General features: G+C 52.3%; 24 protein-coding genes and 1 rRNA gene. 7 read left to right on the top strand and 18 right to left on the bottom strand.

Annotated features, from left to right (window positions below):
- Positions 1–94: 94 nt before the first annotated feature.
- The 9 genes from C5O23_RS12040 to ruvB form a co-directional block, all read right to left on the bottom strand.
- Complete coding sequence (locus tag C5O23_RS12040; protein WP_107033188.1) at positions 95–682, bottom strand: GIY-YIG nuclease family protein; 588 nt, start codon at positions 680–682, stop codon at positions 95–97.
- A 19-nt stretch (positions 683–701) separates the two neighbouring features.
- The gene (locus tag C5O23_RS12035) at positions 702–2,183 is read right to left on the bottom strand and encodes an RNA-binding domain-containing protein (protein WP_107033187.1); all 1,482 of its coding nucleotides are present in this window, start codon (positions 2,181–2,183) and stop codon (positions 702–704) included.
- 339 nt (positions 2,184–2,522) lie between these two features.
- Complete coding sequence (gene tyrS / locus C5O23_RS12030; RefSeq protein ID WP_107033186.1) at positions 2,523–3,818, bottom strand: tyrosine--tRNA ligase; 1,296 nt, start codon at positions 3,816–3,818, stop codon at positions 2,523–2,525.
- 71 nt (positions 3,819–3,889) lie between these two features.
- Complete coding sequence (locus tag C5O23_RS12025; RefSeq protein ID WP_107033185.1) at positions 3,890–5,086, bottom strand: pyridoxal phosphate-dependent aminotransferase; 1,197 nt, start codon at positions 5,084–5,086, stop codon at positions 3,890–3,892.
- Between the two features lie 193 nt (positions 5,087–5,279).
- Positions 5,280–6,626, bottom strand: a complete 1,347-nt coding sequence (gene rsxC, locus C5O23_RS12020) for an electron transport complex subunit RsxC (RefSeq protein WP_107033184.1) — start codon at positions 6,624–6,626, stop codon at positions 5,280–5,282.
- A gap of 4 nt (positions 6,627–6,630) precedes the next feature.
- The gene (locus C5O23_RS12015; protein WP_107033183.1) at positions 6,631–7,503 is read right to left on the bottom strand and encodes an RnfABCDGE type electron transport complex subunit B; all 873 of its coding nucleotides are present in this window, start codon (positions 7,501–7,503) and stop codon (positions 6,631–6,633) included.
- 47 nt (positions 7,504–7,550) lie between these two features.
- Positions 7,551–7,973 carry a SoxR reducing system RseC family protein gene (locus tag C5O23_RS12010; RefSeq protein WP_107033182.1) on the bottom strand — a complete coding sequence of 141 codons (423 nt, stop codon included), beginning with the start codon at positions 7,971–7,973 and terminating at the stop codon, positions 7,551–7,553.
- Positions 7,974–8,237: 264 nt separating this feature from the next.
- Positions 8,238–9,731 carry a lipopolysaccharide biosynthesis protein gene (locus tag C5O23_RS12005; RefSeq protein ID WP_369699872.1) on the bottom strand — a complete coding sequence of 498 codons (1,494 nt, stop codon included), beginning with the start codon at positions 9,729–9,731 and terminating at the stop codon, positions 8,238–8,240.
- A gap of 85 nt (positions 9,732–9,816) precedes the next feature.
- On the bottom strand, positions 9,817–10,833 hold the full coding sequence (ruvB, locus tag C5O23_RS12000; protein WP_107033180.1) for a Holliday junction branch migration DNA helicase RuvB: 1,017 nt from the start codon (positions 10,831–10,833) through the stop codon (positions 9,817–9,819).
- Positions 10,834–10,959: 126 nt separating this feature from the next.
- Between ruvB and C5O23_RS11995 the strand changes: the two genes are divergently transcribed.
- Positions 10,960–11,946: an ROK family protein gene (locus tag C5O23_RS11995; RefSeq protein WP_107033179.1), complete on the top strand. Its 987-nt coding sequence runs from the start codon at positions 10,960–10,962 to the stop codon at positions 11,944–11,946.
- Between the two features lie 101 nt (positions 11,947–12,047).
- Here the strand turns inward: C5O23_RS11995 and C5O23_RS11990 are convergent, their stop codons facing one another.
- Genes C5O23_RS11990 through C5O23_RS11980 form a run of 3 tightly spaced genes read right to left on the bottom strand, consistent with a single transcriptional unit; the run spans position 12,048 to position 13,740 of the window.
- Positions 12,048–12,641, bottom strand: a complete 594-nt coding sequence (locus tag C5O23_RS11990; protein WP_107033178.1) for a DUF5024 domain-containing protein — start codon at positions 12,639–12,641, stop codon at positions 12,048–12,050.
- Positions 12,642–12,700: 59 nt separating this feature from the next.
- On the bottom strand, positions 12,701–13,237 hold the full coding sequence (locus tag C5O23_RS11985) for a hypothetical protein (RefSeq protein WP_107033177.1): 537 nt from the start codon (positions 13,235–13,237) through the stop codon (positions 12,701–12,703).
- Positions 13,234–13,740 (bottom strand): RNA polymerase sigma factor, encoded by a 507-nt coding sequence (locus tag C5O23_RS11980; RefSeq protein ID WP_107033176.1) that lies wholly within the window; start codon positions 13,738–13,740, stop codon positions 13,234–13,236. Before C5O23_RS11980 ends, C5O23_RS11985 begins: the two co-directional genes overlap by 4 nt.
- Before the next feature lie 168 nt (positions 13,741–13,908).
- Between C5O23_RS11980 and C5O23_RS11975 the strand changes: the two genes are divergently transcribed.
- From C5O23_RS11975 to smpB, 6 genes are all read left to right on the top strand, one after another.
- A complete protein-coding gene (locus tag C5O23_RS11975) occupies positions 13,909–15,219 on the top strand; it encodes a hypothetical protein (protein ID WP_133166561.1) in 1,311 nt (436 codons plus the stop codon).
- A gap of 487 nt (positions 15,220–15,706) precedes the next feature.
- The gene (locus C5O23_RS11970; protein WP_107033174.1) at positions 15,707–17,872 is read left to right on the top strand and encodes a hypothetical protein; all 2,166 of its coding nucleotides are present in this window, start codon (positions 15,707–15,709) and stop codon (positions 17,870–17,872) included.
- A complete protein-coding gene (locus C5O23_RS11965; protein WP_107033173.1) occupies positions 17,869–18,168 on the top strand; it encodes a hypothetical protein in 300 nt (99 codons plus the stop codon). The genes C5O23_RS11970 and C5O23_RS11965 overlap by 4 nt, the downstream gene beginning before the upstream one ends.
- Positions 18,169–18,178: 10 nt before the next feature.
- Positions 18,179–18,865, top strand: coding sequence for a hypothetical protein (locus tag C5O23_RS11960; protein WP_107033172.1), 687 nt, complete (start codon positions 18,179–18,181; stop codon positions 18,863–18,865).
- Positions 18,866–19,785: 920 nt separating this feature from the next.
- On the top strand, positions 19,786–20,331 hold the full coding sequence (locus C5O23_RS11955) for a hypothetical protein (RefSeq protein ID WP_107033171.1): 546 nt from the start codon (positions 19,786–19,788) through the stop codon (positions 20,329–20,331).
- Positions 20,332–20,337: 6 nt separating this feature from the next.
- Positions 20,338–20,790, top strand: coding sequence for an SsrA-binding protein SmpB (gene smpB, locus C5O23_RS11950; RefSeq protein ID WP_107033170.1), 453 nt, complete (start codon positions 20,338–20,340; stop codon positions 20,788–20,790).
- A gap of 70 nt (positions 20,791–20,860) precedes the next feature.
- On the opposite strand, the gene C5O23_RS11945 is transcribed toward smpB, so the two are convergent.
- The 6 genes from C5O23_RS11945 to rrf form a co-directional block, all read right to left on the bottom strand.
- Positions 20,861–21,421: a hypothetical protein gene (locus tag C5O23_RS11945; RefSeq protein ID WP_133166560.1), complete on the bottom strand. Its 561-nt coding sequence runs from the start codon at positions 21,419–21,421 to the stop codon at positions 20,861–20,863.
- A complete protein-coding gene (locus C5O23_RS11940) occupies positions 21,418–22,395 on the bottom strand; it encodes an endonuclease (protein ID WP_107033168.1) in 978 nt (325 codons plus the stop codon). Before C5O23_RS11940 ends, C5O23_RS11945 begins: the two co-directional genes overlap by 4 nt.
- A gap of 80 nt (positions 22,396–22,475) precedes the next feature.
- Positions 22,476–23,252, bottom strand: coding sequence for an acyl-ACP--UDP-N-acetylglucosamine O-acyltransferase (gene lpxA, locus C5O23_RS11935; RefSeq protein ID WP_107033167.1), 777 nt, complete (start codon positions 23,250–23,252; stop codon positions 22,476–22,478).
- A gap of 44 nt (positions 23,253–23,296) precedes the next feature.
- Complete coding sequence (locus C5O23_RS11930; protein WP_107033166.1) at positions 23,297–24,679, bottom strand: bifunctional UDP-3-O-[3-hydroxymyristoyl] N-acetylglucosamine deacetylase/3-hydroxyacyl-ACP dehydratase; 1,383 nt, start codon at positions 24,677–24,679, stop codon at positions 23,297–23,299.
- Positions 24,680–24,687: 8 nt separating this feature from the next.
- Positions 24,688–25,719 (bottom strand): UDP-3-O-(3-hydroxymyristoyl)glucosamine N-acyltransferase, encoded by a 1,032-nt coding sequence (gene lpxD, locus C5O23_RS11925; RefSeq protein WP_107033165.1) that lies wholly within the window; start codon positions 25,717–25,719, stop codon positions 24,688–24,690.
- A gap of 459 nt (positions 25,720–26,178) precedes the next feature.
- Positions 26,179–26,277 (bottom strand): 5S ribosomal RNA (rrf, locus tag C5O23_RS11920); the annotation flags it as partial.

The following is a 26,277-nucleotide window of genomic DNA, read 5'->3' as shown; positions in this document are numbered from 1 at the left end:
GGCAATGCAGATTATTAAAGAGCATGTCGACAAAAGTAGTCTGAAGAAAAGACGCTTCAAAGCGAGCCTTTCCAACGACTATCTGACCGATATGCTACTTAAAGCAAAATTTTGATGCGGTTGCCCTCACCTTATCAGCTTTGTCGCGTGAAAGTTTCCAATATTTACGAGCACACTCGTAATCATTGGCTCGACGATATACTCCAGTTGCCGTTGTCTGCTTATAACTTTTATTCAGGCTGACTAAAAGTAGTCTCTCTCCCGGAATAGGCTCAATCTTTGGACAGTCATACAGAATATTGATTTCCTCATCAGTTTTAATGCCTTCGTTCCACTGATGGTGTCCACAAACAATATTGGTAAGTATATTCTCCTTATTGAAAGCCGGATAAGTCAGTAAGTCTATTATCGAAGACTCAACAAGATATGCCTCTTGCTCGGTCAAATTATGCCGAATAATGTAATACTTTACATCCAATCCTAAACCCTTGATTTCTCTTATAGTAGATAACTTCAGGCTTTGACAATCATCTACAAGTGCGGCCTGTGCATGCTGATAAACACGATTTCCTGTACCTTTCCCCACATAGAAAATACGATTGTCACGAGGGTCAACAAGCACATAGACATAACATCTCAGACCCTCTATTACGCTTTGCTTAAATGATTTTTCCTTATCCATTTACTCTTTGTCTTTCATTTCATTCTTTGATAATTTTCCAATGTCCACTTTTCTTTGAACCGACGCGTTGCACTAAATGCGCCATTTTTGCGATTTCACGGTCTAATGTTGATGTTCCAACTCCAATTTCTTTTGCTATTTCATCCAACGTTATTTCCGAATTATTTGCCATAAGAGATAAGATAGCATCTTGACGAGGTGTTGTTTTAGCACCATTTCTAGCACCATTTCTAGCACCATTTCTAGCACCATTTCTAGCACCATTTCTACCCTTATTATCATTTTCAGGGACATCTCCATCTTCAGGCCTTCGCTGGATTGCTGATTTGAGGGGAAATGAGATTGTGGCGATGGTACGATCGCTTTCGATCGTAGGGCGTGTGCCAGTCAGAGTCTCCCAGCTTGCGAGTTTGTTCATACCATATCCGGCGTTCTCTGCAATGCCTACGAAGCGAAAAAGCTTGGCAATCGTCGGGTTGCGGAGTTTTGAGTATATCTTTCCAATTATGTTTTTGACGGGGAGCGGAAAAGCTCCACCGTTCATGAACTCGATATGGTCGGTATAGACGCGGATACAGGAGCGCAACGAATCGAAGTAGTCGCAGTGCATAACCATGTTGGCGAGGGCTTCGCGGAGAACTTTGTACTGACTCTCGTCTGTTATCGCAAATCCATCGTCCTTTATATGTATGGGCGCATCAACAAGTGTGCGGAAACGGCGCAGGATAATCTGAACAGCTTCCCATATGTTATCCTGCTCCGGAATACGGTAGGTGTATCTGACTTCAGCACGCTGGATTGTCGGACCCGGAATTTCGATGTAGTCAACACAGAATGTCGGCACATAGCGAAGGACGTAAGGAGCTTTGCCCAACATCAGAAGTCCGGCATAAGTGAGCAATCCATTTCGGGTTATGTTGACCTGTTCGCAGAATTCCGCATCATCCACCTCTCGGAGATTTACAAGATTCTGCGTCTGGCCAAGAGCATACCTATAACTTTTCAAAGTATTGAGATTAAGCATATCAATGCTTGTGCCGGCTATGGGTTCCTCTGTTTTCTTGCCAAATGACTGATCGCGGAACATTGCTCGTATCTCTCCCTCTGTTGCCCGTTGGTCTCCACTACCCATTCGGATGAATGTGTTGATTGGATTGCCGAAATAGACGGGTTTCATTTCAACCTCCGGCACATAGAACGCAAGAAGTTTATTGCCATCAATATTATACCGCTCAGACGTTACAGCCAGTCTCTCATTAAACTTCTCTGAACGCAGAGTGCCAAGAAAATCCTGTTCAAGTTTTTCAATGTTGTCCACACCTTGTATCTCAAACGTCTTGCCTGACTGTTTCACTCCAAGCACAATCCATCCGCCGGAGGTATTTGAAAACGCGCTGACGCTTTCCCATATATTCTTCGGCAATTCAGATTTTGCGGTCTTAACCTCAAAATCTTCCCATTCTATGTCGTGCAGCTTCGCTACAAGTTCATCCTTTGTCATTTCAACTGTAATTGAATAATCGAGAGTGGAATCTTAGCGAACGCCGATCGAAAACCGATTTGCGATTCCAATGACTTTATCTATCGCAAATCTACGAAAAATCTGTTAATAAAAAGCTATGTTTGAGCATGTAAATCATACTGGTAGATGACTCTGGTTCACCAGCAGACTCTGAGTACTACTATGGGGCTTTCCTATCTAAAAAGCAAGCCCAACTTCTTACTTTCAAGAAGCCGGGCTCGATTTTTTATGATTTAGCAGACAGTGATAATCTTGAATGGCGCTTAGAGGTGACTGTGCAACACCACTCTAAAGGCGTCTTTTCAGGCTGTCGGCCTATCAGTCTGCCACGTGGAGCAGGAAGTAGTTCTTCTTGCCGCGCTGCACGAGGATGTATTTGTCGTTGAGAAGCATGTCGGCAGTCACGGGAGCATAGGGATCAGAGATTTTCTCCTTGTTTATGCTGACTCCTCCGCCCTGGACCATTTTTCGCATCTCGCCCTTCGAGGGGAAGACGGCGGCTGTCTCGGTCAGCAGATCGGCAAGTTTCACACCTTCGCTGATGGCCGAACGGGGCACTTCGAACTGCGGCACACCTTCCATCACTGCAAGCAGAGTGGCTTCATCGATCTTGCGGAGGGTCTCGCCGGCATGGTTGCTGAAGAGAATCTGCGAGGCTTCGACTGCGGCTTCATAGTCAGCTGCCGAGTGTACCATTGTGGTGATTTCCTTGGCCAGACGCTTCTGCAGCGGACGTGCGCCGGGATTCTGGGCCTGCTCCTCGACGAGAGCGGCAACCTCCTCACGGGTCAGTTCAGTGAATATCTTGATATATTTTTCAGCATCGGCGTCAGAAACGTTGAGCCAGAACTGGTAGAACTTGTAGGGTGAGGTGTAGCGCGGATCGAGCCACACATTGCCGCTTTCGGTCTTGCCGAATTTTCCGCCGTCGGCCTTGGTGATCAGCGGGCAAGTAAGTGCGTAGGCCTCGCCTCCGGCTGTGCGGCGGATAAGTTCTGTGCCGGTGGTTATGTTGCCCCACTGGTCGGAACCGCCGAGTTGCAGACGGCAGTTTTTCTCCTTGTAGAGGTGAAGGAAGTCATAGCCCTGACAAAGCTGATAGGAGAATTCGGTGAACGACATGCCCTGCTGTGATTCGCCACTCAGGCGCTTCTTCACTGAATCCTTGGCCATCATGTAGTTGACGGTGATATGCTTGCCTACGTCGCGGATGAAGTCAAGGAAACTGAAATTCTTCATCCAGTCATAGTTGTTGACCATCTCGGCTGCGTTTGGCGCATCGGAGTCGAAGTCGAGGAATTTGGCAAGCTGGTTCTTGATTGCCTCCTGATTGTGGCGGAGGGTTTCTTCGTCGAGAAGCTTGCGCTCCTGGCTCTTCATGGAGGGGTCGCCGATCATGCCTGTGGCGCCGCCTACGAGCGCGATGGGCTTGTGACCTGCGCGCTGGAAGTGTTTGAGCATCATGACGCCCACAAGGTGGCCGATGTGGAGAGAGTCAGCCGTCGGGTCAATGCCGAGGTAGGCTGTGGTCATTTCTTTCTTAAGCTGCTCGTCGGTGCCGGGCATCATCTGATGGATCATGCCGCGCCATGAGAGTTCTTCTATAAAGTCCATGTACAATGGGTTTGTTTTAGTGTATGTTTGATTTAAGAGGCTGTTTAAAAACAAGCTCTAACGGATATGGATTATTTCAGTGTGGCGAGTGTGGCGGCGATGCGGCGCATGGCTTCGCGCAGATTGTCGTCGGAAGTGGCGTAGCTCAGACGGATGTAGCCTTCCATGCCGAAAGCGCCGCCGTCGACTGTTGCAACGTGGCCTTTCTCAAGGAGATACATGGCCAGGTCGGCCGATGAGCCGATGGTGTTGCCTTCGGGAGTGGTCTTGCCTATATATGCGCTGACTTCGGGGAAGAGATAGAAGGCGCCCTGCGGGCAGTTGACTTTCAGTCCGGGGATCTGCGAGGCGAGCTCCACCACAAGGTTGCGGCGACGTTCGAATGCCTTGTTCATCTCAGCCACACACTGCTGCGAACCGGTGTAGGCAGCCTCGGCGGCTTTCTGTGCGATAGATGATGCGTTTGACGAGTACTGACCCTGGAGTTTGGTGACAGCCTTGGCAAGCCACTGGGGAGCTGCGCAGTAGCCTATACGCCAGCCGGTCATGGCGTAAGCTTTGGAGACACCGTTGATGATGATGGTGCGGTCAGCGATTTCGGGGAATGATGCCAGTGATGTGAAAGATCCGGTGAAGTTGATGTGTTCATAGATTTCGTCGGCCAGGACAAGAATCTGCGGATGCTTTGCGAGCACGTCAACCAGGCCCTGTAGTTCTTCGCGCGAATAGATGCTGCCGGTGGGGTTCGAGGGCGAGCAGAGGAGTATCATGCGAGTGGCCGGAGTGATGGCTGCTTCGAGCTGGGCGGGGGTGATCTTGAAATCCTGGGTGATGTCGGCCTGAACTTCGACAGTTGTGCCGCCTGCCAGTTTCACCATCTCCACGTAGCTGACCCATGCGGGCATTGGGATGATCACCTCGTCGGCGGGGTTGATGGTGGCGAGGATCACATTGCAGAGGGCCTGCTTGGCACCGTTTGACACCACGATCTGCTCCGGAGCATAGCTGACACCGTTTTCGCGCGAGAGCTTTTCAGACACAGCCTTGCGCAGCGACATATAGCCCGGCACAGGGGTATAGAATGTATAATTCTCGTCAATGGCTCGTTTTGCGGCATCCTTGATGTGGGCCGGGGTTTCGAAATCGGGTTCGCCGACTGAAAGATTGATCACATCGACACCCTGAGCCTTGAGCTCGTTGCTTTTTTGCGACATGGCCAGTGTGGCCGATGGTGCGAGCGCCTGCACTCTGTCAGAAATGTGGGTCATTACGAATCTGTTTTAATGGTTAAGTTGATATATTTGTGCAAAGATACGGATATTTGCCGAATAAGCCGAGCAAAAAAATGTGCCGGATTCAAAAAAATCCGGCACATTTTTCATTCATTATACCTGAGGGGCATTGACTATTGCCAGAAGCCCTCGGTGTTTCGGGTGAAATTACGAGGCCGCTGACACTGCGTCAGGCCTTCTTGGCTGCTGCGCGGGCGCGCATGGCGGCCATGACTTTCTGTTTGCCCAGACGGACGAAGTCGACAACCGGACGCGAGGCGGGGCAGGCGTAGCTGCATGATCCGCACTCTATGCAGTTGGCCACCTTGTTGGCTTCAACCTCATCCCATTCCTTGAGACGTGAAAGAGTGGCGAGCAGGAAGGGTTCGAGTCCCATCGGACATGCGTCGGAGCAGCGGCCGCAGCGGATGCAGTTTTCAACCGGGCGGCGGTGGGCATAGCGCTTGTCGAGCAGGATGCCTGAGGTGCCCTTGATCATCGGAGTCTGGAGCGTAGAGGCTGTACGACCCATCATCGGACCTCCGATGATGATCTTTTCAGGTTCCTCCAGGCCTTCGGTCAGAGTGGCGAGGATAGTTCCGAACGGCACCCTCAGGTTGCGTCCGGTGTTGCCGTCATGAAGAGTGAGCACGCGGTCCATAAGCGGTTCGCCGAGCACTACGGCACGGTAAACGGCATAGGCTGTAGCCACGTTCTGGACTATGGCTCCGGTTGCGATAGGCAGACCGCCGGAGGGCACTTCCTTACCGATGACAGCTTCGATGAGCTGCTTTTCGCCGCCCTGCGGATATTTGACTTTCATGGGCATCACTTCGATTCCCGGTACGGTAGAAGCCGCCTGGGTCAGGGCCTCGATGGCTTCGGGCTTGTTGTTTTCGATAGCGATGACTCCGCGGCTTACGCCTGCGGCTTTCATCAGAAGGCTCACGCCCTTGACAATCTCACGCGGATTTTCGCGCATGAGCATGTCGTCGCATGAAAGACAGGGCTCACACTCGGCAGCGTTGATGATCACCACCTCTGCCTTCGATCCGGGAGGGGGCGAGAGTTTCACGTGGCAGGGGAAGGTAGCGCCGCCAAGGCCCACGATGCCGGCATTCTTGATGATGTCTATGATGGCTTTGCCGTCAAGCGCGGCAATTTCGGCTTCGCTGCGGGCCGGAGTCTCGCGCTGTTCGAGCGCCTTTGCGTCAGCCTCGCGGTCGGCCTCATCGCTCTTGATATAGATGGCCTCCACGGGCAGTCCCTGAGGGGTGCGGCAGACGTCGATCTTGACCACGGTACCTGAAATGGGGCTGTGGACGGGAGCCGACACAAAACCGCCGGCCTCGGCAACCATGTCGCCGCGCTTTACTTTATCGCCTTTTTTCACTACAGGCTTTGCCGGAGCTCCGATGTGCTGAGCTACCGGAAGGACTACTTCGGCGGGTAGGGGCATATTTTCAATCGGCTTGCCGGCCGCTATCTTGTTTTCGGCGGGATGGATGCCGCCAATTTTAAACGTATGGAGTTTCATGGTTTCAGGCGGGAGTTTCTTCAGTTTTCAGTTTTACCTCTGCTGCGGGAGCGGCTTTCTTCACGGGGAAGTTCACGGCATGGATGGCGTGGGTCGGGCAGACGTCCACACACTTGCGACAGAGCTTACACTTCTCATAGTCGATGTATGAAAGATTGTTGGCGATGGTTATGGCCTCGTGTGTGCACTCTTTGGCACACTTCGTGCAGCCGATGCAGGCAACCTTGCATTCTTTCATTGCCAACGCGCCTTTTTCTTTGTTAGAGCAGGCCACGTAGACTCTCATGCCGCGCGGGCCTTTGAAACGGAGCTCGATTATGGAGCGCGGGCAGGCCTTGACGCAGGCGCCGCAGCCCACACACTTATCTTCGATCACCTCCGGCAGACCGGTTTCGAGGTTCATCTTCATAGCGCCGTAGGGGCAGGCGGTAACACAGTCGCCACAGCCGAGGCAGCCGTTGGGACAAGCTGACTCGCCGGTGCCGAGCGAGGCAAGCACGGCGCAGGTGGGCGCACCCTCGAATCGGGCTATCTGCGGACGCAGGTCGCAGGTGCCGTTACATTTGATTACAGCGATTTTGGGTTTGGTCTCGGCGGCGGCCAGTCCGACAATCTCACCGATCTGTTTCATGACCGCGCTGCCTGAAGCCGGGCAGGAAAGTCCGTCGAGCGTATCGGCTCCGACACATGCGGCCGCGAAATCTCGACATCCGCTACGTCCGCAACCGCCGCAGTTAGCGCCGGGCAGAAGGGCTTCAACTTGGTCAATACGGGGATCTTCCTGAACATGGAAACGCTTGGCCACAATGTAAAGCACGGCAGCGCCCACAATTCCGATAACCCCAAGTACAATAATGGAAGTTACAACAATATTCATGGTAAAAAATTATAAGAGCCTGTATAACAGATATATTTTAATCAGTACTATAGCCTGGTCACTTTCCAGCTGATCTTCTGGGCCAATTGCCTGCGGAGGCGGTAGAGCAGGAGATCATAGAGCAGCAGAAAGCCGAAACCTATGGCGAGCGACCAGCCTCCAAGTTCCGGGAAACCGAGCCGGAGACCGACCACGGAGCCGCCGAAAATCAGCGTCGGGAGAATCAGCGCCCACCACGTGGCCCTCAGTGTAGAGCCTGAGCTGGCAGTAACCTCCACCCGTTCACCAGGATTGAAGTCCGAAGCAAGCGGAGTGTCAATGGTCAGGAGTTCATGGCCGCCACCTTTGGTGTTGCACAGGGCGGTGATGGCACATCCGTCACATTTACACGCTTCTTCGGTGCGAATGGTCAGCAAGTTCCGGCCGACCGATTCGATCACTCCACGGTGTGTTACGTCTTCTTTGCTCATCGGGATTTTGGTTAAAATGCAATATTATGCGTCTGCAAAGTTAGCGTTTTTTCACCATTCGGACAAACAAAAATTCATCTCCCGCTCCGGCTGACCGGAAATGACATGGAAATGGCACTCAACCTCTAAGAAATTGTTTAGAGGGTGTTTCATAACAAGAGTTAAAATCTGAGTGGTGTATCTTTTAGATAAATTGTTGCAAGGGAGGAAGAAGCATAGCCACGCTATCTGACGAATGAAAAGCCGGAAAGAGCCGGCCATCCTTCAGCGCCGCCGAGGCAGCAGATCTGACAGACGGATATGCTCGATGCGCATGGCCATCAGAATATAGCCCAGCAGCAGTGGGGTGCGTATGATCATGTTGAGCCAGGGCCGGTGGCCGAAGGCTATAAGTTCGGCGAAAAACCACAGCGCTATCGCACTGACGAAATAGAACACTATGCGCGAAACCTGGTAGCCGATCGGAAATTTGACAAGTCCGGCCAGATAGCTCACCAGCATCATGGTGCCATAGCAGGCAAATGATGCCCAGGCGCAGCCCATATAGCCGAAGCGAGGCACGAGCAGTACGTTTAGCGCCACAGTGACAGCCAGTCCGAGCAGCGAGAACCACATGCCCCAGACCGTCTTGTCGGTGAGCTTATACCACAGCGAGAGGTTGAAGAAGATCCCGAAGAAGAATTCCGCTATCATGACTATAGGCACCACCTTGAGGCCGCTGAAATAGCTTTCGGCTATGAACAGGCGCAGAATATCGAGGTAGAACATCACTCCGAGAAAGATGACCATAGCGAAGATGACGAAGTATTTCATCGCATCGCGGTAGCTCTGCATGCGGTCATCGCCTCTGTCCTTAGCCTTGGCGAAGATAAAGGGCTCGTAGGCAAAACGGAATGCCTGGATAAACATCACCATCACAATGGCAATCTTGATGTTGGCCCCATAGATGCCGAGCTGCGACATGGCCTCGGCCTTGTCGGGATACAGTTCCGGGAAGAGGATTGAATAGAGCGTACTGTTCATGATGCCGGCAATGCCAAGTACCAGGAGCGGCGCGGAGTAGGCTATCATCTCTCGCCACAGGCGCGGATTGAACTTCCAGCTGAAGCCACGGAGTTCGGGCAGCAGCAACAGCATGGTCACAGCCGAGCTGACAAGGTTGGCCAGGAAGATGTAGCCGATGCCAAAATCAGGATCATAGAACCAGGCTATCCAGCCGGGAGCCTGGGTCCAGAGCCAGGGGCAGATGAGTATGAAAAACAGATTCAGTCCGATGTTGAGTCCGATGTTGACCAGACGCAGCAGAGCGAAGCGCATGGGGCGTTTGCGGAAACGCAGATATGAGAACGGCAGGCAGCAGAATGCGTCGATGGCCACTGTCAGAGCCATCATGACAACGTAAGTTTCATTTCCTGCGCAGTGCATGGCCTCGCTGACCGGGCCAAGCACGGCAAGCACAAGCGCCATGAAAGCCGTCGAGCTGACGGCAAGCGAGATCAGCGAGGTTGAGTAGACCTCCATCGGGTCCTTGTAGCGCTCATGGTTGGCAAAGCGGAAAAATCCGGTTTCCATTCCGTAGGTCAGAATGATCAGCGCCAGCGCCACTATGGAGTATATAAAGGTGACAAGGCCGTATTCAGCCGAAGGAAACATGCGGGTGTAGAGCGGCACCAGACACCAGTTGAGAAAACGTCCGATGATGCTGCTCAGTCCGTAGATGGCCGTATCCTTGGCCAGTGACTTGATTCCTGCCATTATTGCAGAGCGGTAATTTGATTTTTTTGAGACTGTAACAATTTTTTAGAGGCTGCTAAAAAACAACCTCTTATATTCCAGGAGGGGATCAGAACAGCGTCCCCATAGCCGAGGGCGGGTTGAGATGCAGGTGGGCATAGGCCAGCGATGTCACTTCGCGTCCGCGCGGAGTGCGCCGCAGGAAGCCCTCCATTATCAGGAAAGGTTCGTAGACCTCCTCAATGGTGTCCTGCTCCTCGCCGATAGCCGTCGCGATGGTCGAAAGGCCCACCGGACCGCCTTCAAACTTGTGGATCATGGTCAGCAGGAGCTTGTGGTCCATCTCATCGAGTCCGTAGCGGTCAATATTTAGCGCTTCGAGAGCGAAACGGGCAATCTCCGGATCTATCTCGCCGCTGCCTTTGACCTGGGCGAAGTCACGCACACGCCGCAGGAGCGCATTGGCTATTCGCGGAGTGCCGCGGCTGCGCATGGCTATCTCATGGGCCGCCTCGGCACTGCATCTGACTCCGAGGAGTGCGGCCGAGCGGAGTATGATGCGTTCGAGCACCTCATGACTGTAATATTCCAGATGGCAGTTTATGCCGAAACGCGCGCGCATCGGCGCTGTCAGCATACCCGACCGGGTGGTGGCGCCAACGAGGGTGAAGGGAGAGAGCGAAAGCTGTACCGAGCGGGCGCCCGGACCTTTGTCAATCATTATGTCGATGCGGTAATCTTCCATAGCCGAGTAGAGATACTCCTCCACCACACGGCTCAGCCGGTGGATCTCGTCGATGAAAAGCACATCGTTCTCCTCAAGCGAGGTCAGTATTCCCGCCAGATCGCCCGGCTTGTCAAGCACCGGCCCGGAAGTCACCTTGAAGTTGACTCCAAGCTCATTGGCAATGATGCCGGCGAGCGTTGTTTTTCCAAGACCCGGAGGGCCGAAGAGCAGAAGATGGTCAAGCGCCTCTCCCCGCATCCGCGCGGCCTGCACGAACACCTTGAGGTTTTCAACCACTTTTTCCTGACCGTTGAAGCCGTCGAAATATGACGGACGCAAGGCTCTTTCATACTCCTTGTCGGCGCTGCCGCGGTCATGTATGTCGAATTCATTTTCCATCAGATGACAAAATTAGCAAATTTCCATGAATTTTGTTCCAAACATCCGCCATTTGTCTTATCTTTGTGCTTCAATCAATTTATAAATATAAATCTTTAATCCTTTAATCCCCCACATTATATCACAATGAGCAAACCTTACGTAGTGGGTATCGACATAGGCGGTACCAATACAGTTTTCGGCATCGTCGACGCACGTGGCGTAGTTATCGCCAGTTCCTCCATCAAGACGCTGAAACATTCCGATGTCAACGCATATCTTGACGAGCTTTACAATGAAGTGACCCGGCTGCTTGTGGCCAATGACGCTGTTGACAAAGTCCACGGCATAGGCATAGGCGCACCCAATGCCAACTACTACACCGGCATGATCGAAAAACTCGTCAATATCCCCTGGCCCACTCCCCTGCCCCTGGCCCAGATGGTCAGCGACAAGTTCGGCATACCCGTGGCCATCACCAACGATGCCAACGCCGCTGCAATCGGCGAGATGACTTACGGCGCAGCCCGCGGTCTGAAGGATTTCATCATGATCACCCTCGGCACCGGCGTAGGCAGCGGCATAGTGATCAACGGACAGCTCGTCTACGGCCATGACGGTTTTGCCGGCGAACTCGGCCACACCATCATGAAGCGCAACAACGGCCGTCTCTGCGGCTGCGGCCGCACCGGCTGCCTCGAAGCCTACTGCTCGGCTTCAGGCGTAGCCCGCACCGCCCGCGAGTTCCTTGAAATCCGCACCGAACCCTCGGCCCTGCGCACAATTCCTATCGAAGCCATCACTTCAAAAGATGTCTATGACGCAGCCGTGGCCGGCGACAAGCTTGCCAACGAGATCTTCGAATATACCGGCAACATTCTCGGCGAGGCTTTTGCCGAATTCACCGTATTCTCATCGCCGCAGGCCATAATCCTCTTCGGAGGTCTGGCAAAATCCGGCGAACTCCTGCTGCGTCCGCTGCGCGAGTCAATGGAGAAAAACATGTATCCGGCATTCAAAGGCAAGGTGCAGATACTTCTTTCGGAGCTCAAAGATGCCGATGCCGCCGTGCTTGGCGCAAGCGCACTCGGCTGGGAAGCCAAGGCCCAGGTTCCGGCAGTGCCCCAGGCATGACACACGCATGTCACCTGACATGACGGTCCGGAAATAATCAAAGGACACGACCACGGCTGAAAATCCGTTTTCGTGTCCTTTGACTTTCGCTATATCTAATCTCAAATACTTGAATTCACAGGGTCCTGCATGTCTGTGGTCACAATGATTACCGCATGACATTCGTCTGCGTCAACCACCAGGCTATCCTCCGGCTCATCGGTCCGGAAAGTCATCTGGCGGACAAAGTTCCCAGGAGCCGGCATAGAATCAAACCAGATAGTGTCAGTGATCTCACTGTCAGAGCGGTCTTTTGACGATGAAGAGCGCCGGGCCTTGTCGACCGACAGCACCCATCCGCCGCGATGCTGCCTGATGAGCACATATTTTATAGCCATATGCTTGTTGTCTTCGAAAGAGATTGAATAGACCTCGGCTCCGCTTGTGGTCTTCATCTGAAAGGCCACAGCCTTTGACCGCTCCTTCTTCATGGCGTCCCTGATCTTGGCGGCCATCTTGTCATCATCGAAGTTAAACATCCGGCTTGAGCGGATGACCGCGCGGGTCGACGGATCACGTTTCTCCGAGAAAATCTCGTTTGTCACAGATTTTGATTTCTGAAGCGTGGCTATCGCCGCATCAATCGAGCTCTGAGCCATAGCTCCCAGCGCCGGGAACATCACTATGACCATTAAAATATATCTTAGAAATTTCATATCCGATAGAGTTTCAGGTATGGTGTAACTTATGATCCCCTCTTCAGGAATTGCAGTAATCAATAGCTAAGAGAAGCCTTGACCACCTCGGCCACATCAGGGTCCGACATGTCAAAATCTTCCATCAGCGCTCTGTCAAAAGCATCTTCCGCCTCTTCAAGCGATCGGTCGAGCTGGCTCAGACGCTCGCTGACGAGCTGGTCGTTGCGACGGATTTCAGGGACGACAACACGAAGGTCCGTGATCTTCTTGCCATCGCGGATGATGTAACTGCCCTCATAGGCCATGTATTCTTCAGGCAGATCTGCGGTCTGCATTCTGAACACAAAGCCGAGCCCCAGCAACAGGGCCACAGTGGCTGCCACTCCTGTCCACTGCCAGCGGCGCAGTCTCGGCAGCCTTATGGGTTCAGGTGCTGCGGGAGCCTGACTGAGAGAGCCATACCAGGCAAACATCTCCCGGTAACTCTCCAGTTCAGCCGGAATATGGCCGTGACTGAAATAGTCATACAGCGCCCTCTCTTCCGCAGAGGTGGTCTCTCCGGCAAGAAAACGCTCCACATAGCGGCTGACATTATTCTGATCTATTTCTTTCATGACTGTCTTTGCATAAAAATATCTCTGATATTCTGACGGGCTCTTGAAAGGGCTACCCGGATAGAGCCCGGCGTAGAACCGGTGAGCCGGGCAATCTCCCCGACCTCCAGGCCTTCTATATGCTTCATTCTGATGACTGCCTGCTGCACCGAAGGGAGCGATGCAATGATCTCCATCACGCCCGCCGTCTCCTCGGAGTCAATCACTGTCTCTTCGGGCGAGACTCCGTCTGAGATGTCGCCCACATGCTCCATCCCGACAGTTGAGCTGCCGTAAGAACTGCGCAGAAGGTCGAGCGTACGGTTGCGGGCTATCACAAAGGCCAGAGAGTCTATACTCCTGTACTTATCAAGTTTATCCCGCATCATCCACAGTTTCAAAAGAGTGTCCTGAGCCACATCGTCAGCCATATCGGAGTCAGCCTCAGCCGACATGCCGACAACCATGCTGACAATGCGCTCCCTCAGCCGGGGTGCCATCCGTTCAAACTCGCTGCGGTCCATCAGTTTCTGCGGGTCCTTTCAAAGGTCCGTTTATCATATAGACGGAAAATTGGTGTCAACGTTACATCTCGGTTTGATTTTTTTCAATTTCTGCACTATTTTGCCCAACCCGGCATGAACTTTGCAATCATGATGAATGTTATAAAAAGCAAAAATCCGTTTCAGCTTATGAATTTCATCACACGCACAGCTGCTATCATGCTTTCGGCTGCATGCGCTCTCGGCGCAATGGCTACCGCACCGGCCGATGAGCAGCACGAGGCTCTTGTCAAAGACCACAAGCCAATTTTCTTCGGCGAGGGCGAGACTCCGCAAAGCGACTCGATCCGCAATCTTGTAGAAAATTTCTACTATGACCAGTTCCGCAGTTTTCAGGACCCGCAGGCTCCTTACTTCCTGTTCATGAGCCGCGACTCACAGCTGGCTATGGGCATAGGCGGCATGGTGCGCATGAGAGGATATTTCGACTGGGGTGGTACCACCGGCACTCCCGGTTTCTCGCCTTACTTCATCCCTACGCAGCGCGACGAGCTAAACCGACAGCGTATCGGATCAAGTCCGGCCGGCACCGCCCTGTTTTTCCGTGTCATAGGCCGAAACAAGCGCCTCGGCGACTATCAGCTCTACATAGAAGCCAATTTCAACGGCTACCAGACCCGCGACTTCCATCTTAAGAAAGCTTATGCCACCATAAATGACTGGACCATCGGTTATGCCTCATCCACTTTCGGCGATGGCGCGGCCGTGCCTCCGACCATAGATGCCAGCGGCCCCACCATGAAGATGGACGGAACAAATGTGCTTGTCCGTTACATGCATCATTTCCGCAAAAGCGGTATCTATGTGGCAGCCTCCGTGGAAACTCCTGACATGACCGTGCAGGAAGACGGGACCTCAACCGCAGCCCGCAGCCAGTTTATGCCCAACATCGCGGCTATGGTGCAGTATGAATGGCTCACCGGACAACACATTCGCCTCTCAGCCATCACTCGTTTCCTACCCTACCGCGACATGATCAATTCGCGCAACCACCAGAAAGTGGGCTGGGGTCTGCAGTTCAGCACCGTGTTCCGCCCGGGGGATCCCCTCACGGTCTATGCCACAGTCAACGGCGGCCGCTCATATTCAAACTTCGGCGGCGACTTTCTCCTTGGCAAATATGACCTTGTGGCCAACCCCGAAAAACCCGGACAGCTCAACACCGTGCCAGGATGGGGCTACTTCGCCGGCCTGCAATACAATTTCACTCCTCAGGTCTTCATGTCGGCCACCTTCGGTCAGGGCCGCTACCTGCCCCATCACGGAACTGCCGCCGGCAGCGACTACAAATATGGACTCTACGGAGCCGTCAATCTGTTCTGGTATCTCACACCCCGCATCAGCTTCGGAGCCGAAGCCAACTTCGGGGAGCGCATGAACTTCGACGGCACCCACGGCTGGGGACACCGCGTAGGAGCCCTCGCGCAGTTCTCATTCTGATTCCGGCAATACAACCTGCCAGCACATCAGCCCACCCCGACTTTCAAAAGATTCTCTTAAGCCATTTTTCGTAATAATTACTTGGAAGTCCTGCCGCAAAATCCTTGCAGCAGGACTTTTCTGTGATCACGAAGTTTCGTTTGACAGATTCAAATATTTACATTAATTTTGCGGTGCGCGACTGAAACTGCGCAGACATACGGAAAAGCGTTTTTGCTTTCATCCTTTAGTGAAAATTCGCCAAATTTTTAGATTCAGAGGATAAAGCAGTCAAAAACGCCCTTGCTTGTCGCATATCCACTCCCCGACAAGGGGTATCGGTATACGATATGGCGTGGGAGTGGACTGTTTATTCTGAATCAGGCGTTTGGCGATGCCTTCACTAAGATAAACCGAACATCATTCCACGTCTTTTCTATTTTTATGGACCAATCAAAAACATAGTCTCAGGTCTGCAGGGAATGAGCATGACTTGCCATCTGATCATATGAAAATTTCAAGCTCCCTCCCTCGACATTTTCTGTATCTAATTCTCCTTGTACTGACAACAGCACTCGCTGGATGCGACAAAAACACGACTGAAGAGCCGTCTGAACCAGATAAGCCCGGAGATATCACTGAAACAGACATTGATAGCGCAGACGTGCTCCCGGTGCACAATCTCGGCGAAGACTTCGCGTCCTATATCGAATCAATTGACTATAGCCCGGATTCAACCACCATATATGTCAGCCTCAAACAGAGCACACCTGCCGGCAGAATCCCGAAGGAGGCTTCAATCATCGTCATACCCGAATGCGAGATGTTCCCTGACGGATTCGGCGCCACAGTGCGATCTGTAAGACTGTCGCCTACGATCATGCTCACATGCTCGTGGCCCGACTTGTCGCAGTTTGCCGAAGAGTTCAACCTTTCAACCGCCGACGGCACTCTCGAAATATCGGAAATAGAGGTCTTCGACCAAGATGGCAATCGAATCGAATTTGAAGAGTATGATCCAGACGATCAGGGTAGCAGTAGCAGAAGCAGAGCCGGCATATGCAACCTCATCACACGGCAGCATTTGGATCTTTCGGTCTCCAACGGCACAGCCTGGAACCATCTTAGGTTCCTTGGCCAGGTATATTACGGATTCAGATACATAGGTGCAACAATCCAAAAGGAGCGTGGCAGACGCACCATAATGACTTTTGACATCGAGCCTACGCTCGGCTTAAATGTTTCATCTATAGTCGAGTGCAAGGCGGAGGTTAATAAGGATATCCGCATAGGCCAACTCAGAACAAATCTCAAAGCTCTCGTGGCAGGTGTACCTGTTGTCTTTCCTGTAACCTTCTATCTATATTTCGAGGCAGCCGCCGCCGGGTCTATCACATTCGAATCGACCTTGACTCATGAGTTCAGTTCAGCCTTCACAATCAGTAATTCGTCAGGCCAATGGAGATCCTCGCGCCGTAACGGTGATGGAAACAACGGCGATGAAAGTCCTTGGGGAATTCAAAAAATCGACCTGGACGGCTCAATATCCACCGGACTCAGAGCCGGAGTGATTGTGGGGCTCTACAGTGCAACCACCGGTGTAGGGATAAATCTGATTCCGAAATATACGCTTTCGGCAAGCGCCTCGCTCTCGTCAGATGATTTATATCGCATCAATCCGATGGTCAGCAACAACATAGGGATAGAAAGCGAAATATACGTTGCTGCAAAACTATTTGGCTGCGACTTAGGGAAATACACATATTCATTCCCCAAAATAGATCTTTACGACAATAGTATCCATCTCTTCCCCGGCATTTCCGGCTTCAAAGTCGGAGAAGGCGCCACGGAGACCGAAAAAGTCGTGGAGTATGACCGCGAAAAGCACTTTTTCCTCGAAAACATACAGGCGGAAGAAGGTCTTGTCCTCCTTGACGAAAACAGCGAAGTAGTCGGCCGATATAAGCCCACATCGACCGAAGAAAATGAAAGTAAAATCCATAAAAAACAATATCTCTCTCGTCTCAAGCCCAAAAAGACATACTACGCCGCACCCTTCTATAGCATTTTCGGCAAAACCTTCATTGGCAACGAGTACCTGTTTAAAACAGATGATATAATCGAAAGCCGGACATACCGCCTGTCAATACTTAATTCCGCCGATGAACGACTCTTGCCCGACAAAAAAGAATTTATCATCAAAGCCGACGTAGGCGCTGAAGGCGATATTGAGATCACAAACATCGAAGGCATGGAAAGACAGGGCAACGACTGGTATTATTCATGGATTGACAATGTAGAGCGGACAGACGGAGAATCGACCATTACATTCAAGGAAGAGCGTGCCAGCCTGCGCATAAGTGCATATGTGTCTGACAATCCGTATTCACTATGTATAAACGAAGCCCATAACCACTCAGACGACAGCAACACCATGATCAATACATCCATCGGGTATCAGTATCATTATTACTATGTGTTTCGCCAAGCATACGAAAATCAGGCATATAGTAAATATTATTACTCCTGGACATCCAAACGAGCCGAATTCTGGCTCAGTTCCGATGGAAAGACACAAACTCCGTGCGACGGTCAAGACAATAAAGGCTCCATGAACACAGTATACACGACAATACACAATATAACAGCAAAACTCGAACGAATCGGCCAATGAAAAAGATTTTTACCAGACTGATTCTATCCGCAGCCGTGCTGCTGTCAACAGCCGGTCAGGCTATGGCCTTCACTGTAGATGGGATCAATTACACTTTGAAAAACGGTGAGGCTATGGTAACCGGCGCAACATCGCGTGACATCACTTCACTTTTAATTCCTGCTACTGTCGACTATGAAGGCAAGACATACCCGGTCAATGCAATTCGCCACACAGCCTTTAACAATTACAAATCGCTCCGCTACGTGCGCTTCGAGGACAGCGACACTTATATCAGTTGTCCGAGGAACACTTAAAACAGTCGAATTGCCTGCTACAATCACCAAAATCGGCTTTTCGGCATTCGAGAAATGCGAGACCCTTTCCGAAATCATTTCACACGCCGTGACTCCGCCCGTATGCACCAATGACAATATCTTCGATTCAAAAATATACAAGACAGCGTCTCTCTTCGTACCGGCCGGATCAAGAAAAGCATATACCGAAGCCAATGTGTGGAAAAATTTCAGCAATACCACTACCGGCGAACGCTTCACCATATCAGTCGAATATGACAACTCCCGCGGCAATGCCACCATCAACGGACAGAAGACAGACAGAAGCGAATTTGAAGAGGGCGAAGCCGCTGAAATCATAATCCGGCCGGCCGACAATTTCCGAATTGCGGAAGTAACCGTAAACGGTAGCCGCGCCGACTTTAAGCCTGAAGAGTTCAAGGCTTCAATTGCCGCCGTGGCAGAAAACATTAACATCACCGCTACATTCGAGCTCGGAATATCCGGCATCGCCCCCGTGCTCACTCCAAGCAACATAAAAGTCTATGGTAAAGATTCGGCAATATATATCGAAGGAGCTGACGATAATGAGACTGTAGAGATATACAGTTCCTATGGCATATGCATATACCGAGGAACGGAGCGCAAAATCGACTTAGGCGCAGGCGGCATATACATTGTCCGCATATTGGACAAGACATTTAAAGTCGCTGTCTGACCCTCGGAGACAACGCTGAGCCGAAATCGGAATGCATCCCTTTCGCATTTTAGCACAATCATAATCAATCGATACCCAATCGATTACTTTTGACTTTCACAATGGCTTTGTCGCAAAATATCATAAATTTGCGACAAAGCCAAATTATTATGTCATCACAAAATGGATACATTTATGTGAAACAGGTCTAAACGACGCAACCTCGTCTTTTTATCTTTTTTTGACACACCATCCGGAGCGGTAAATCGGTGTCCTCGACCGGACACCATATGCTGAGGGAATGGCAAGCCCGTGACACCTGCGCGCTTTGCGCTGCGGTGTCACGGGCTATGAGTAAACCGATGTCCTGACGGACATCTCCATCCGGTTTCAGTACGCGCTACGTGCCCCGGACTGATCCGCAGGCAGTAGCGAGTCAGACAAGACAGGTTCCAGCCTGGCCGGTGATGGCAGGGGCCAGGCTGGGCGGACTCCGGAGGAGCCGTGGGTGGCAGGGGCCAGCAAGACGGACTCCGGAGGGGCTGTGGTTAGCAGGTGTCCGGCAGGACACCGTTTTAATAGTAGCCCCCGACACCGCAGCGCAAAGCGCGCAGGTGTCGGGGGGGAAAAAGATATTCAAACAAACGTGGTGTCCGGTGGAGGACACCGATTTACCGCCCCGGATGGCCCGGAATGTGCCGACATCCGAAATCCGCGGCTCAAAACATTTTCACACTCGGATAGTTTTTAACACTTCAACCGAGTTTTGCAGTCTGACCCATAACAGCCCTGCGAGACAACATCTACCACATCACAATCATATCCTCACACAACATCGGCCACATCCTCATTAATGATTTCCAATTTTAGGGGCTAAAGGAGATGATTTTTCGGCGATTCTGTGTAATTTTGTAGTCTGTCACAAAAAAACACGATTTTTTATGCGCCGCTATCTCAAATATCTGTTTCAACTGATACTCTCGCCGGGCAACGGCTGGGAGGATATTGCTATCGCTGATGACAATCCGCAGTCGATAGCCTCGCGCGGTTTCTATCCGCTGATAGCCATAGCGGCACTCAGTGTGTTCATGCAGGGGGTCTACCATCATGCCGAATTCCTCGTTCTGTTCATGAGAATGATCGTGACTTTCCTGGTCTATTTCGTGAGCTACTTTTTCGGTGTGTTCGCGCTTTCGCTTTTTGCCGAACCAACCCTCGAAAAGCGCTATGACGAGGCCCGCAGCCACACTTTCGTGCTCTACACCCTGGGCCTGGTGGCTCTGATCTCGCTGATCATAAACGTATTGCCGATCACTTCGGTGATGCTTTTCTTCCTGCCGTTCTATGTGGCTCTGATCCAGTGGAAAGGGGTAAGCTATATGGGTGTGAAGGCTGAAAAGACAGGCTTATTCATGATCATAGCCATACTCGGAGTGCTGATGCCTCCCTATATTTTTTATTTTCTTTTCTCTTTTATAATTGGTTAAACTAAAGTGATTTCAAAAGATATTAACATAAAGAACCGACGTGCCACCTTCGACTATGCCATAGGTGACACTTTCACCGCTGGCCTTGTGCTGACCGGAACGGAAATCAAGTCGATCCGCCAGGGCAAAGCCTCGCTGGCCGATACTTTCTGCTATGTGGACAACGGTGAGGTCTGGGTGAAAAACATGTATATCGCCGAGTATTTCTACGGCACTTACAACAATCATGCCACCCGACGCGACCGCAAACTTCTGCTCAACCGCAAGGAGATAGCAAAGATCGAAAAAAGCGGCAAGGAGAGCGGCTTCACAATCGTGCCCCTGCGCCTCTTCATCAACGATCGCGGACTTGCCAAGCTCGTGATCGGAATAGCCCGCGGCAAGAAGGAATATGACAAACGCCAGTCGATCAAAGAGCGCGAAGACAAGCGCACTATGGCCCGAATAATGCAGAAATAAAGCCCGCAAATGCTTTCTGTGGGGTCGGTCCTCAGACCGCGCGCGTCACAGCCATGCGCCGCAACATTGCTTAGCGGAGCCCTACAAGCATGTAGCCCTTCTGCGGACGGGCCACATCCACATGACACCAGACCGTCCCGGCGGTCTGTTTTTTCATCCTGACGGTGGCTCCTTCAAGCTTTTGACCGTCAATCGACACCCATGACTGCCGGCAGACCGAGTCACTTCCGGCTTCTCCGATAAAATACTCCACCCTGCGGCCGCTGTCGAGATCAATCACAGCGCCATGTCCGTCGGGCAGTGTCTTGAACAGCACTCCGCCACGGTCAATGCGCAGACGCATCTCACTGCCCTCGAAGCGCAGACAGCCGTCGGCGGTCTCCGCCGTAAAATCCCATCCCTGTTCTGGATCCGGTCGCCCTACAGGGCCTTCCCCACTTCCGGGCGGGTCCGGAGTATCGGTGCGCCGCACTCCGTCAGATCCTTTGTCGCAGGCTGTCAGCAAGACTATGGCCACGAGCAGGCAGCACAGGCTCCGAAAAGACGTTTCGACGCCCGGCAGTAGCCTTCGGCAGACACTACGGCCCGCCCAAAGAAGGAATACCGATTCAATTCTGCCATGCGCTTTCATCCTTCAACAATATTAATGGTCAGACGTCCGCGTTCTCCGCTTGAAGCCGAAATGTAGTCCAGGCGGTGCATCCCAAGGCCAAGCCCGGAAGCCATCACCCAGGCACCGTCTACAGAGAGTCCGTCAACAGTCCAGACTGCATCTGAGGGAATATAGGGAGAGTAGAGATCTATCCGCTCTTCGCTCAGACGGTAAGTGCCTTTGAGAGCCTTTGGCTCACCTTCTATTTCAAAATTCTCGCCCTTGTGCGCACCCCAAAGATACTCGGCAAGTTCCGGATAATCAACAAATGGATTGCGGTTGCCCTGCAGACGCTCTCCAAGTTCGTTAAGCCGTATTTCATCAGCTCCGGCAGGCCATGATCTGTGCCAGTCCACAAGCATTCCGGCCGCATAGCCGCTCAGTCCCGGCCAGGTCTCCGAGCTCATCATGAGATAGGCTTCCGGAGCCCAGAGATCGGCATGATAGAGCGTCGACATGTAGAAATAAGTTCTTGCCAGCCGTCCTCTCAGAGCCTCCGGGGGCCAATAGCACTCGAATTCCTCTCCTCCGAGCAGTCCAAGGCCGGCGCTCCAGAGGGCGTTGGAATATGACGGTGTGACCACTTCTCCCACCGGTCTGTCAGCGCGCCATTCCACCACATCGCTGCCGAGCGGCAGCAGATTGTAGAGATCTCGGCTGACGGTATCGCCATAGAGATCCGGCACCATTCTCCACCATCGGGCAGAGACGAGATTGCCCCACTGATATCCGTCGGGCAGCTTTCCGTCCGAGATCATGACCTGAGCACCGTTGAAAGGATCGTCCACACAGCCATCAAGCGACTTGAAGGTGGCAAGAGTCACCGGGCGGCAAGCGCGAGAGATGCCTCGCATAAGGGCTTCGCCCCCAAGACCGTTAAAAGGCACCCCGGCATCCGTCTGAAACGGAACCGAAGTGCCTGTGATGAGTAGTAGCGAGACAAGGAGTCTCATAGGAGGGAGAGTGTTAGATTAAAAAAGAATGTGTGCTGCTGAAGCAGACCTTCCAGTTTCAGCAGCACACCCTGATTTTCTTATACGTAACCGCGGATGATGCCACGCTTTGAGTTGCGCACGAAGAGAATGATCTCATCGCGTTCCTTGGTGGCAGGCAGTTCGGCCTCGATGCGCTCAACAGCGTCGGAGTTGTTGAGACCCGACAGGTAGAGGTAGCGGTAGGTCTCCTGGATGTCGCGGATGGTCTCGTTGGAGAAGCCGCGACGGCGAAGACCGATTGAGTTCACACCTGCATATGCGATGGGTTCGCGGCCGGCCTTTACATAAGGAGGAATATCCTTGTTGACAAGCGCGCCGCCCTGGAGCATCACATGCGGACCGATGTGGCAGAACTGGTGGATAAGAGCGCCACCGCCGATCACTGCGAAATCATCGATCACAACCTCGCCGGCACACTGTACGGCATTCGACATGATTACGTTGTCACCGATCACACAGTCGTGGGCCACATGGCAGTAGGCCATGATCAGGCAGTTGCTGCCTACCACGGTCTTGCCCTTGGAGGCTGTGCCGCGGTGGATGGTCACACACTCACGGATAGTGGTGTTGTCACCGATAATGGCTACCGATTCCTCGCCGCGGAACTTCAGGTCCTGTGGAGGACCGGAGATAACCGCGCCGGGATAGATTGTACAATTCTTGCCGATGCGTGCGCCTTCCATGATGGTAACGTTCGAACCGATACGAGTACCTTCACCGATCTCGACATTCTGATCAATAGTGACAAACGGATCTATCACTACACTCGGATGGATCTTCGCTGCCGGATGGACATATGCCAAAGGTTGTTTCATAGTTACTTTATAGAGAGAAACTCTGTGTTTACTTAAACTTCTTGTTATTTATTCTTGATGATCTGAGCCATGAACTCGCATTCGGTGACTATCTTCTCGCCGACAAAGGCATAGCCCTTCATCATGGCGCAGCCGCGACGCAGTTCGGTCATGAACGACACATGGAAGACCAGAGTGTCGCCTGGAACTACTTTCTGGCGAAACTTCACATTGTCGATCTTCATGAAGTATGTCGAATAGCGTTCGGGCTCGTCGAGACCGCTGAGCACCAGGATGCCGCCGGTCTGCGCCATAGCCTCGACCTGAAGCACTCCGGGAAGCACGGGTTCCTGCGGGAAGTGACCCTGGAAGAACGGCTCGTTGGCTGTGATGTTCTTGACACCGACAATATAGTTGGTGCCTTTCTCTATGATCTTGTCGACCAGGAGGAAGGGATAGCGGTGGGGTATGAGCTCACGGATACGATTGTTGTCCATCAGCGGTTCCTTGTCCGGATTGTAGACCGGAGCCTGTACTTCCTGGTGTTTGATCTCGCGGCGGATGCGCTTGGCGAAGGTGGTGTTGATCGAATGACCGGGACGGGTGGCAATCACACGGCCCTTCAGCGGACGGCCGATGAGCGCGAGATCTCCGATAAGGTCAAGCAGCTTGTGGCGCGCGGGTTCGTTTTCGGAAGTCAGAGGTATATTGTTGATGTAGCCGAACATGCTGACATCCTTGTGGGGCACGTTCATGAGATCGGCCAGACGGTCGAGCTCGGCCTGTTCCATCGGGCTGTCGTAGATGACAATCGCGTTGTCAAGGTCACCGCCCTTGATGAGATTGCCCTTTACAAGAGGCTCGATCTCGCGCACGAACACAAATGTGCGGCTTGCGGCGATTTCTTCAGGGAAGTTCTCTACATGCTCCAGAGATGCGAACTGGTTGTTCAGCACAACGGAGTCAAAGTCAATCTTCACGTCAACCGAAAATTCATCGTCGGGGAGCACAAGAATCGATGACCCGGTTGTGTCGTCACGGACTTCGAGCTTCGACTTGATGTAGTAGAAATCCTTGTCGGCATTCTGCTCGGCGAGGCCCACACGGGCTATCTCCTCGCAATAAAAACGCGCGCTGCCGTCGAGAATCGGGAGCTCAGGAGCATTGACCTCAATAAGCACGTTGTCCACACCGGCGGCATAGAGCGCAGCCATCGCATGTTCGATGGTCGACACACGAGCTTCGCCTTTGGCGATAACTGTGCCGCGGTTTGTGGCAACTACATTTTCTGCAAGAGCGTCAATCACCGGCTCGCCCTCAAGATCGACGCGCTTGAACTTATAGCCGTGATTTTCAGGTGCCGGAAGGAAACGGGCTGTGATCTCAAGCCCTGTATGCAGACCTTTGCCGGTGAGTGTGAACTCACCTTTCAACGTAATCTGATTCATATATTTTTTTAGTTTTTTACTTCTTTGATTTGCTTTTCAAGCTCTTTGACACGCTCGTAAAGCGAACCGAGCTTCTTGACATACACAAGACTGCGGGCATATTCACCCATCTCTACGGCCGGAGCGCCCATGATGCGGTCGCCGGGCTTGGTGGCACGGTTGACACCGCTCTGCGCACCTATCTGCGTTCCGTCGGCAATCGAGATGTGGCCCACCAGCCCCACCTGGCCGCCGATCATGCACTGCGCGCCGACTTTCGCCGAACCTGCTATGCCCACCTGAGCCGCCATGACAGTATGAGGACCTACCGCGCAATTGTGAGCGATCTGGATAAGATTGTCGAGCTTGACACCGCGTCCGATCCGGGTTGCTCCCATCATCGCACGGTCTATCGTAGTATTGGCGCCGATCTCCACGTCATCCTCGATCTCCACATTACCTGTCTGGGGAATCTTTTCATATCCGCCTTCCACAGGGGCGAAGCCGAAACCGTCAGCACCGATCACCGCACCGGCATGGATTATACAGTTCTTGCCTATCCGGCAGCCGTGATAGACCTTGGCTCCGGCATAAAGCACAGAGCCGTCGCCGATCTCACAGCCGTCGCCGACATAAGCCTGCGGATATATCTTGACCCCGGCTCCGAGCTTGACTCCACTGCCTATGTAAGCAAAAGCACCGACATAAGCGTCAGCCGGCACTTCGACACCCTCGGCAATGAACACCGGAGACTCGACACCGACCTTCTCCACCTTTGACATCTCTGTCACCATCTCAAGCAGACGGGCCACAGTGGCATAAGGATCTTCAACACGTATGAGGGTAGCCTTCACCGGATGCTCTGCCACGAAGTCTTTCCTGACAAGCACAACCGATGAATCAGTAGAATAAACGAAATGAGTATATTTGGGATTTGCCAGAAAAGAGAGCGCACCTGGATGCCCCTCTTCAATTCTTGCAAAAGTGCTCACTTTCACATTTTCATCACCGTCGACAGTTCCGTTGACCAGCGTGGCAAGTTGTGACGCAGTAAGTTCCATCCGTATAGATTGTGTATAGTTACTTTGCTTTAATGTATTGGAAAAGAATGGACACACTAAGCCATTCTCATGCAAAAGTACAACAAATTTGTGTAACAGCAAACAAAAACCCGCTATACTTCACTGCTATAACCTCTCCGGAGCCTCCTGAATATGTCAGGACCACCAAAAAGCCCACAAAAACCGAAATCTCAGACACCCGCAGACTGCGCGAAAAGCGCGTGGAAGATTGCCGATGTAGCAGTTTTGGGCCGGATGATGAGTCCGGAAAGATTTCCATGCGTCCCGAATCCCCCAGGATGAGACATGCCGGAGCGCGGGGGGATTGCGATTGGTGGGGGATTGCGGTGAGGATTGCTGGGGGGGTGGGATATCCCGAAGCAGAGTAATTGCAGAAGAAGGGATATAAAAAAGCGGGCCGGAAGCTGTCGCTGTGACAGGATCCGGTCCGCGGTTTAGAGGGGGCGGTTATCTACTTTCCCACTTTCGTAGTATCATCGACGTGGTGAGGTTTAACTTCTCTGTTCGGAATGGGAAGAGGTGGAGCCCTCACGCTAT

The organism is Duncaniella muris (genome assembly GCF_003024805.1).
In the GTDB taxonomy this organism is placed as follows: Bacteria; Bacteroidota; Bacteroidia; order Bacteroidales; family Muribaculaceae; genus Duncaniella; species Duncaniella muris.
The sequence above is the reverse complement of the archived record's forward strand: the minus strand, read 5'-3'. Positions and strand labels throughout refer to the sequence as shown.

Bases quoted from the DNA above. Each gene is read 5' to 3' on its own strand.
- C5O23_RS11990 (WP_107033178.1), bottom strand. From the start codon at position 12,641: ATGAAATTTCTAAGATATATTTTAATGGTCATAGTGATGTTCCCGGCG.
- C5O23_RS11970 (WP_107033174.1), top strand. From the start codon at position 15,707: ATGAAAATTTCAAGCTCCCTCCCTCGACATTTTCTGTATCTAATTCTC.
- C5O23_RS12010 (WP_107033182.1), bottom strand. From the start codon at position 7,973: ATGAGCAAAGAAGACGTAACACACCGTGGAGTGATCGAATCGGTCGGC.
- tyrS (WP_107033186.1), bottom strand. From the start codon at position 3,818: ATGGACTTTATAGAAGAACTCTCATGGCGCGGCATGATCCATCAGATG.
- C5O23_RS12040 (WP_107033188.1), bottom strand. From the start codon at position 682: ATGGATAAGGAAAAATCATTTAAGCAAAGCGTAATAGAGGGTCTGAGA.
- C5O23_RS11955 (WP_107033171.1), top strand. From the start codon at position 19,786: ATGCGCCGCTATCTCAAATATCTGTTTCAACTGATACTCTCGCCGGGC.
- lpxD (WP_107033165.1), bottom strand. From the start codon at position 25,719: ATGGAACTTACTGCGTCACAACTTGCCACGCTGGTCAACGGAACTGTC.
- C5O23_RS11975 (WP_133166561.1), top strand. From the start codon at position 13,909: ATGAATTTCATCACACGCACAGCTGCTATCATGCTTTCGGCTGCATGC.
- rsxC (WP_107033184.1), bottom strand. From the start codon at position 6,626: ATGAAACTCCATACGTTTAAAATTGGCGGCATCCATCCCGCCGAAAAC.
- C5O23_RS11985 (WP_107033177.1), bottom strand. From the start codon at position 13,237: ATGAAAGAAATAGATCAGAATAATGTCAGCCGCTATGTGGAGCGTTTT.
- C5O23_RS11980 (WP_107033176.1), bottom strand. From the start codon at position 13,740: ATGGACCGCAGCGAGTTTGAACGGATGGCACCCCGGCTGAGGGAGCGC.
- C5O23_RS11945 (WP_133166560.1), bottom strand. From the start codon at position 21,421: ATGAAAGCGCATGGCAGAATTGAATCGGTATTCCTTCTTTGGGCGGGC.
- C5O23_RS11965 (WP_107033173.1), top strand. From the start codon at position 17,869: ATGAAAAAGATTTTTACCAGACTGATTCTATCCGCAGCCGTGCTGCTG.
- C5O23_RS11940 (WP_107033168.1), bottom strand. From the start codon at position 22,395: ATGAGACTCCTTGTCTCGCTACTACTCATCACAGGCACTTCGGTTCCG.
- C5O23_RS12025 (WP_107033185.1), bottom strand. From the start codon at position 5,086: ATGACCCACATTTCTGACAGAGTGCAGGCGCTCGCACCATCGGCCACA.
- C5O23_RS11995 (WP_107033179.1), top strand. From the start codon at position 10,960: ATGAGCAAACCTTACGTAGTGGGTATCGACATAGGCGGTACCAATACA.
- lpxA (WP_107033167.1), bottom strand. From the start codon at position 23,252: ATGAAACAACCTTTGGCATATGTCCATCCGGCAGCGAAGATCCATCCG.
- C5O23_RS12015 (WP_107033183.1), bottom strand. From the start codon at position 7,503: ATGAATATTGTTGTAACTTCCATTATTGTACTTGGGGTTATCGGAATT.
- ruvB (WP_107033180.1), bottom strand. From the start codon at position 10,833: ATGGAAAATGAATTCGACATACATGACCGCGGCAGCGCCGACAAGGAG.
- C5O23_RS12035 (WP_107033187.1), bottom strand. From the start codon at position 2,183: ATGACAAAGGATGAACTTGTAGCGAAGCTGCACGACATAGAATGGGAA.
- C5O23_RS11930 (WP_107033166.1), bottom strand. From the start codon at position 24,679: ATGAATCAGATTACGTTGAAAGGTGAGTTCACACTCACCGGCAAAGGT.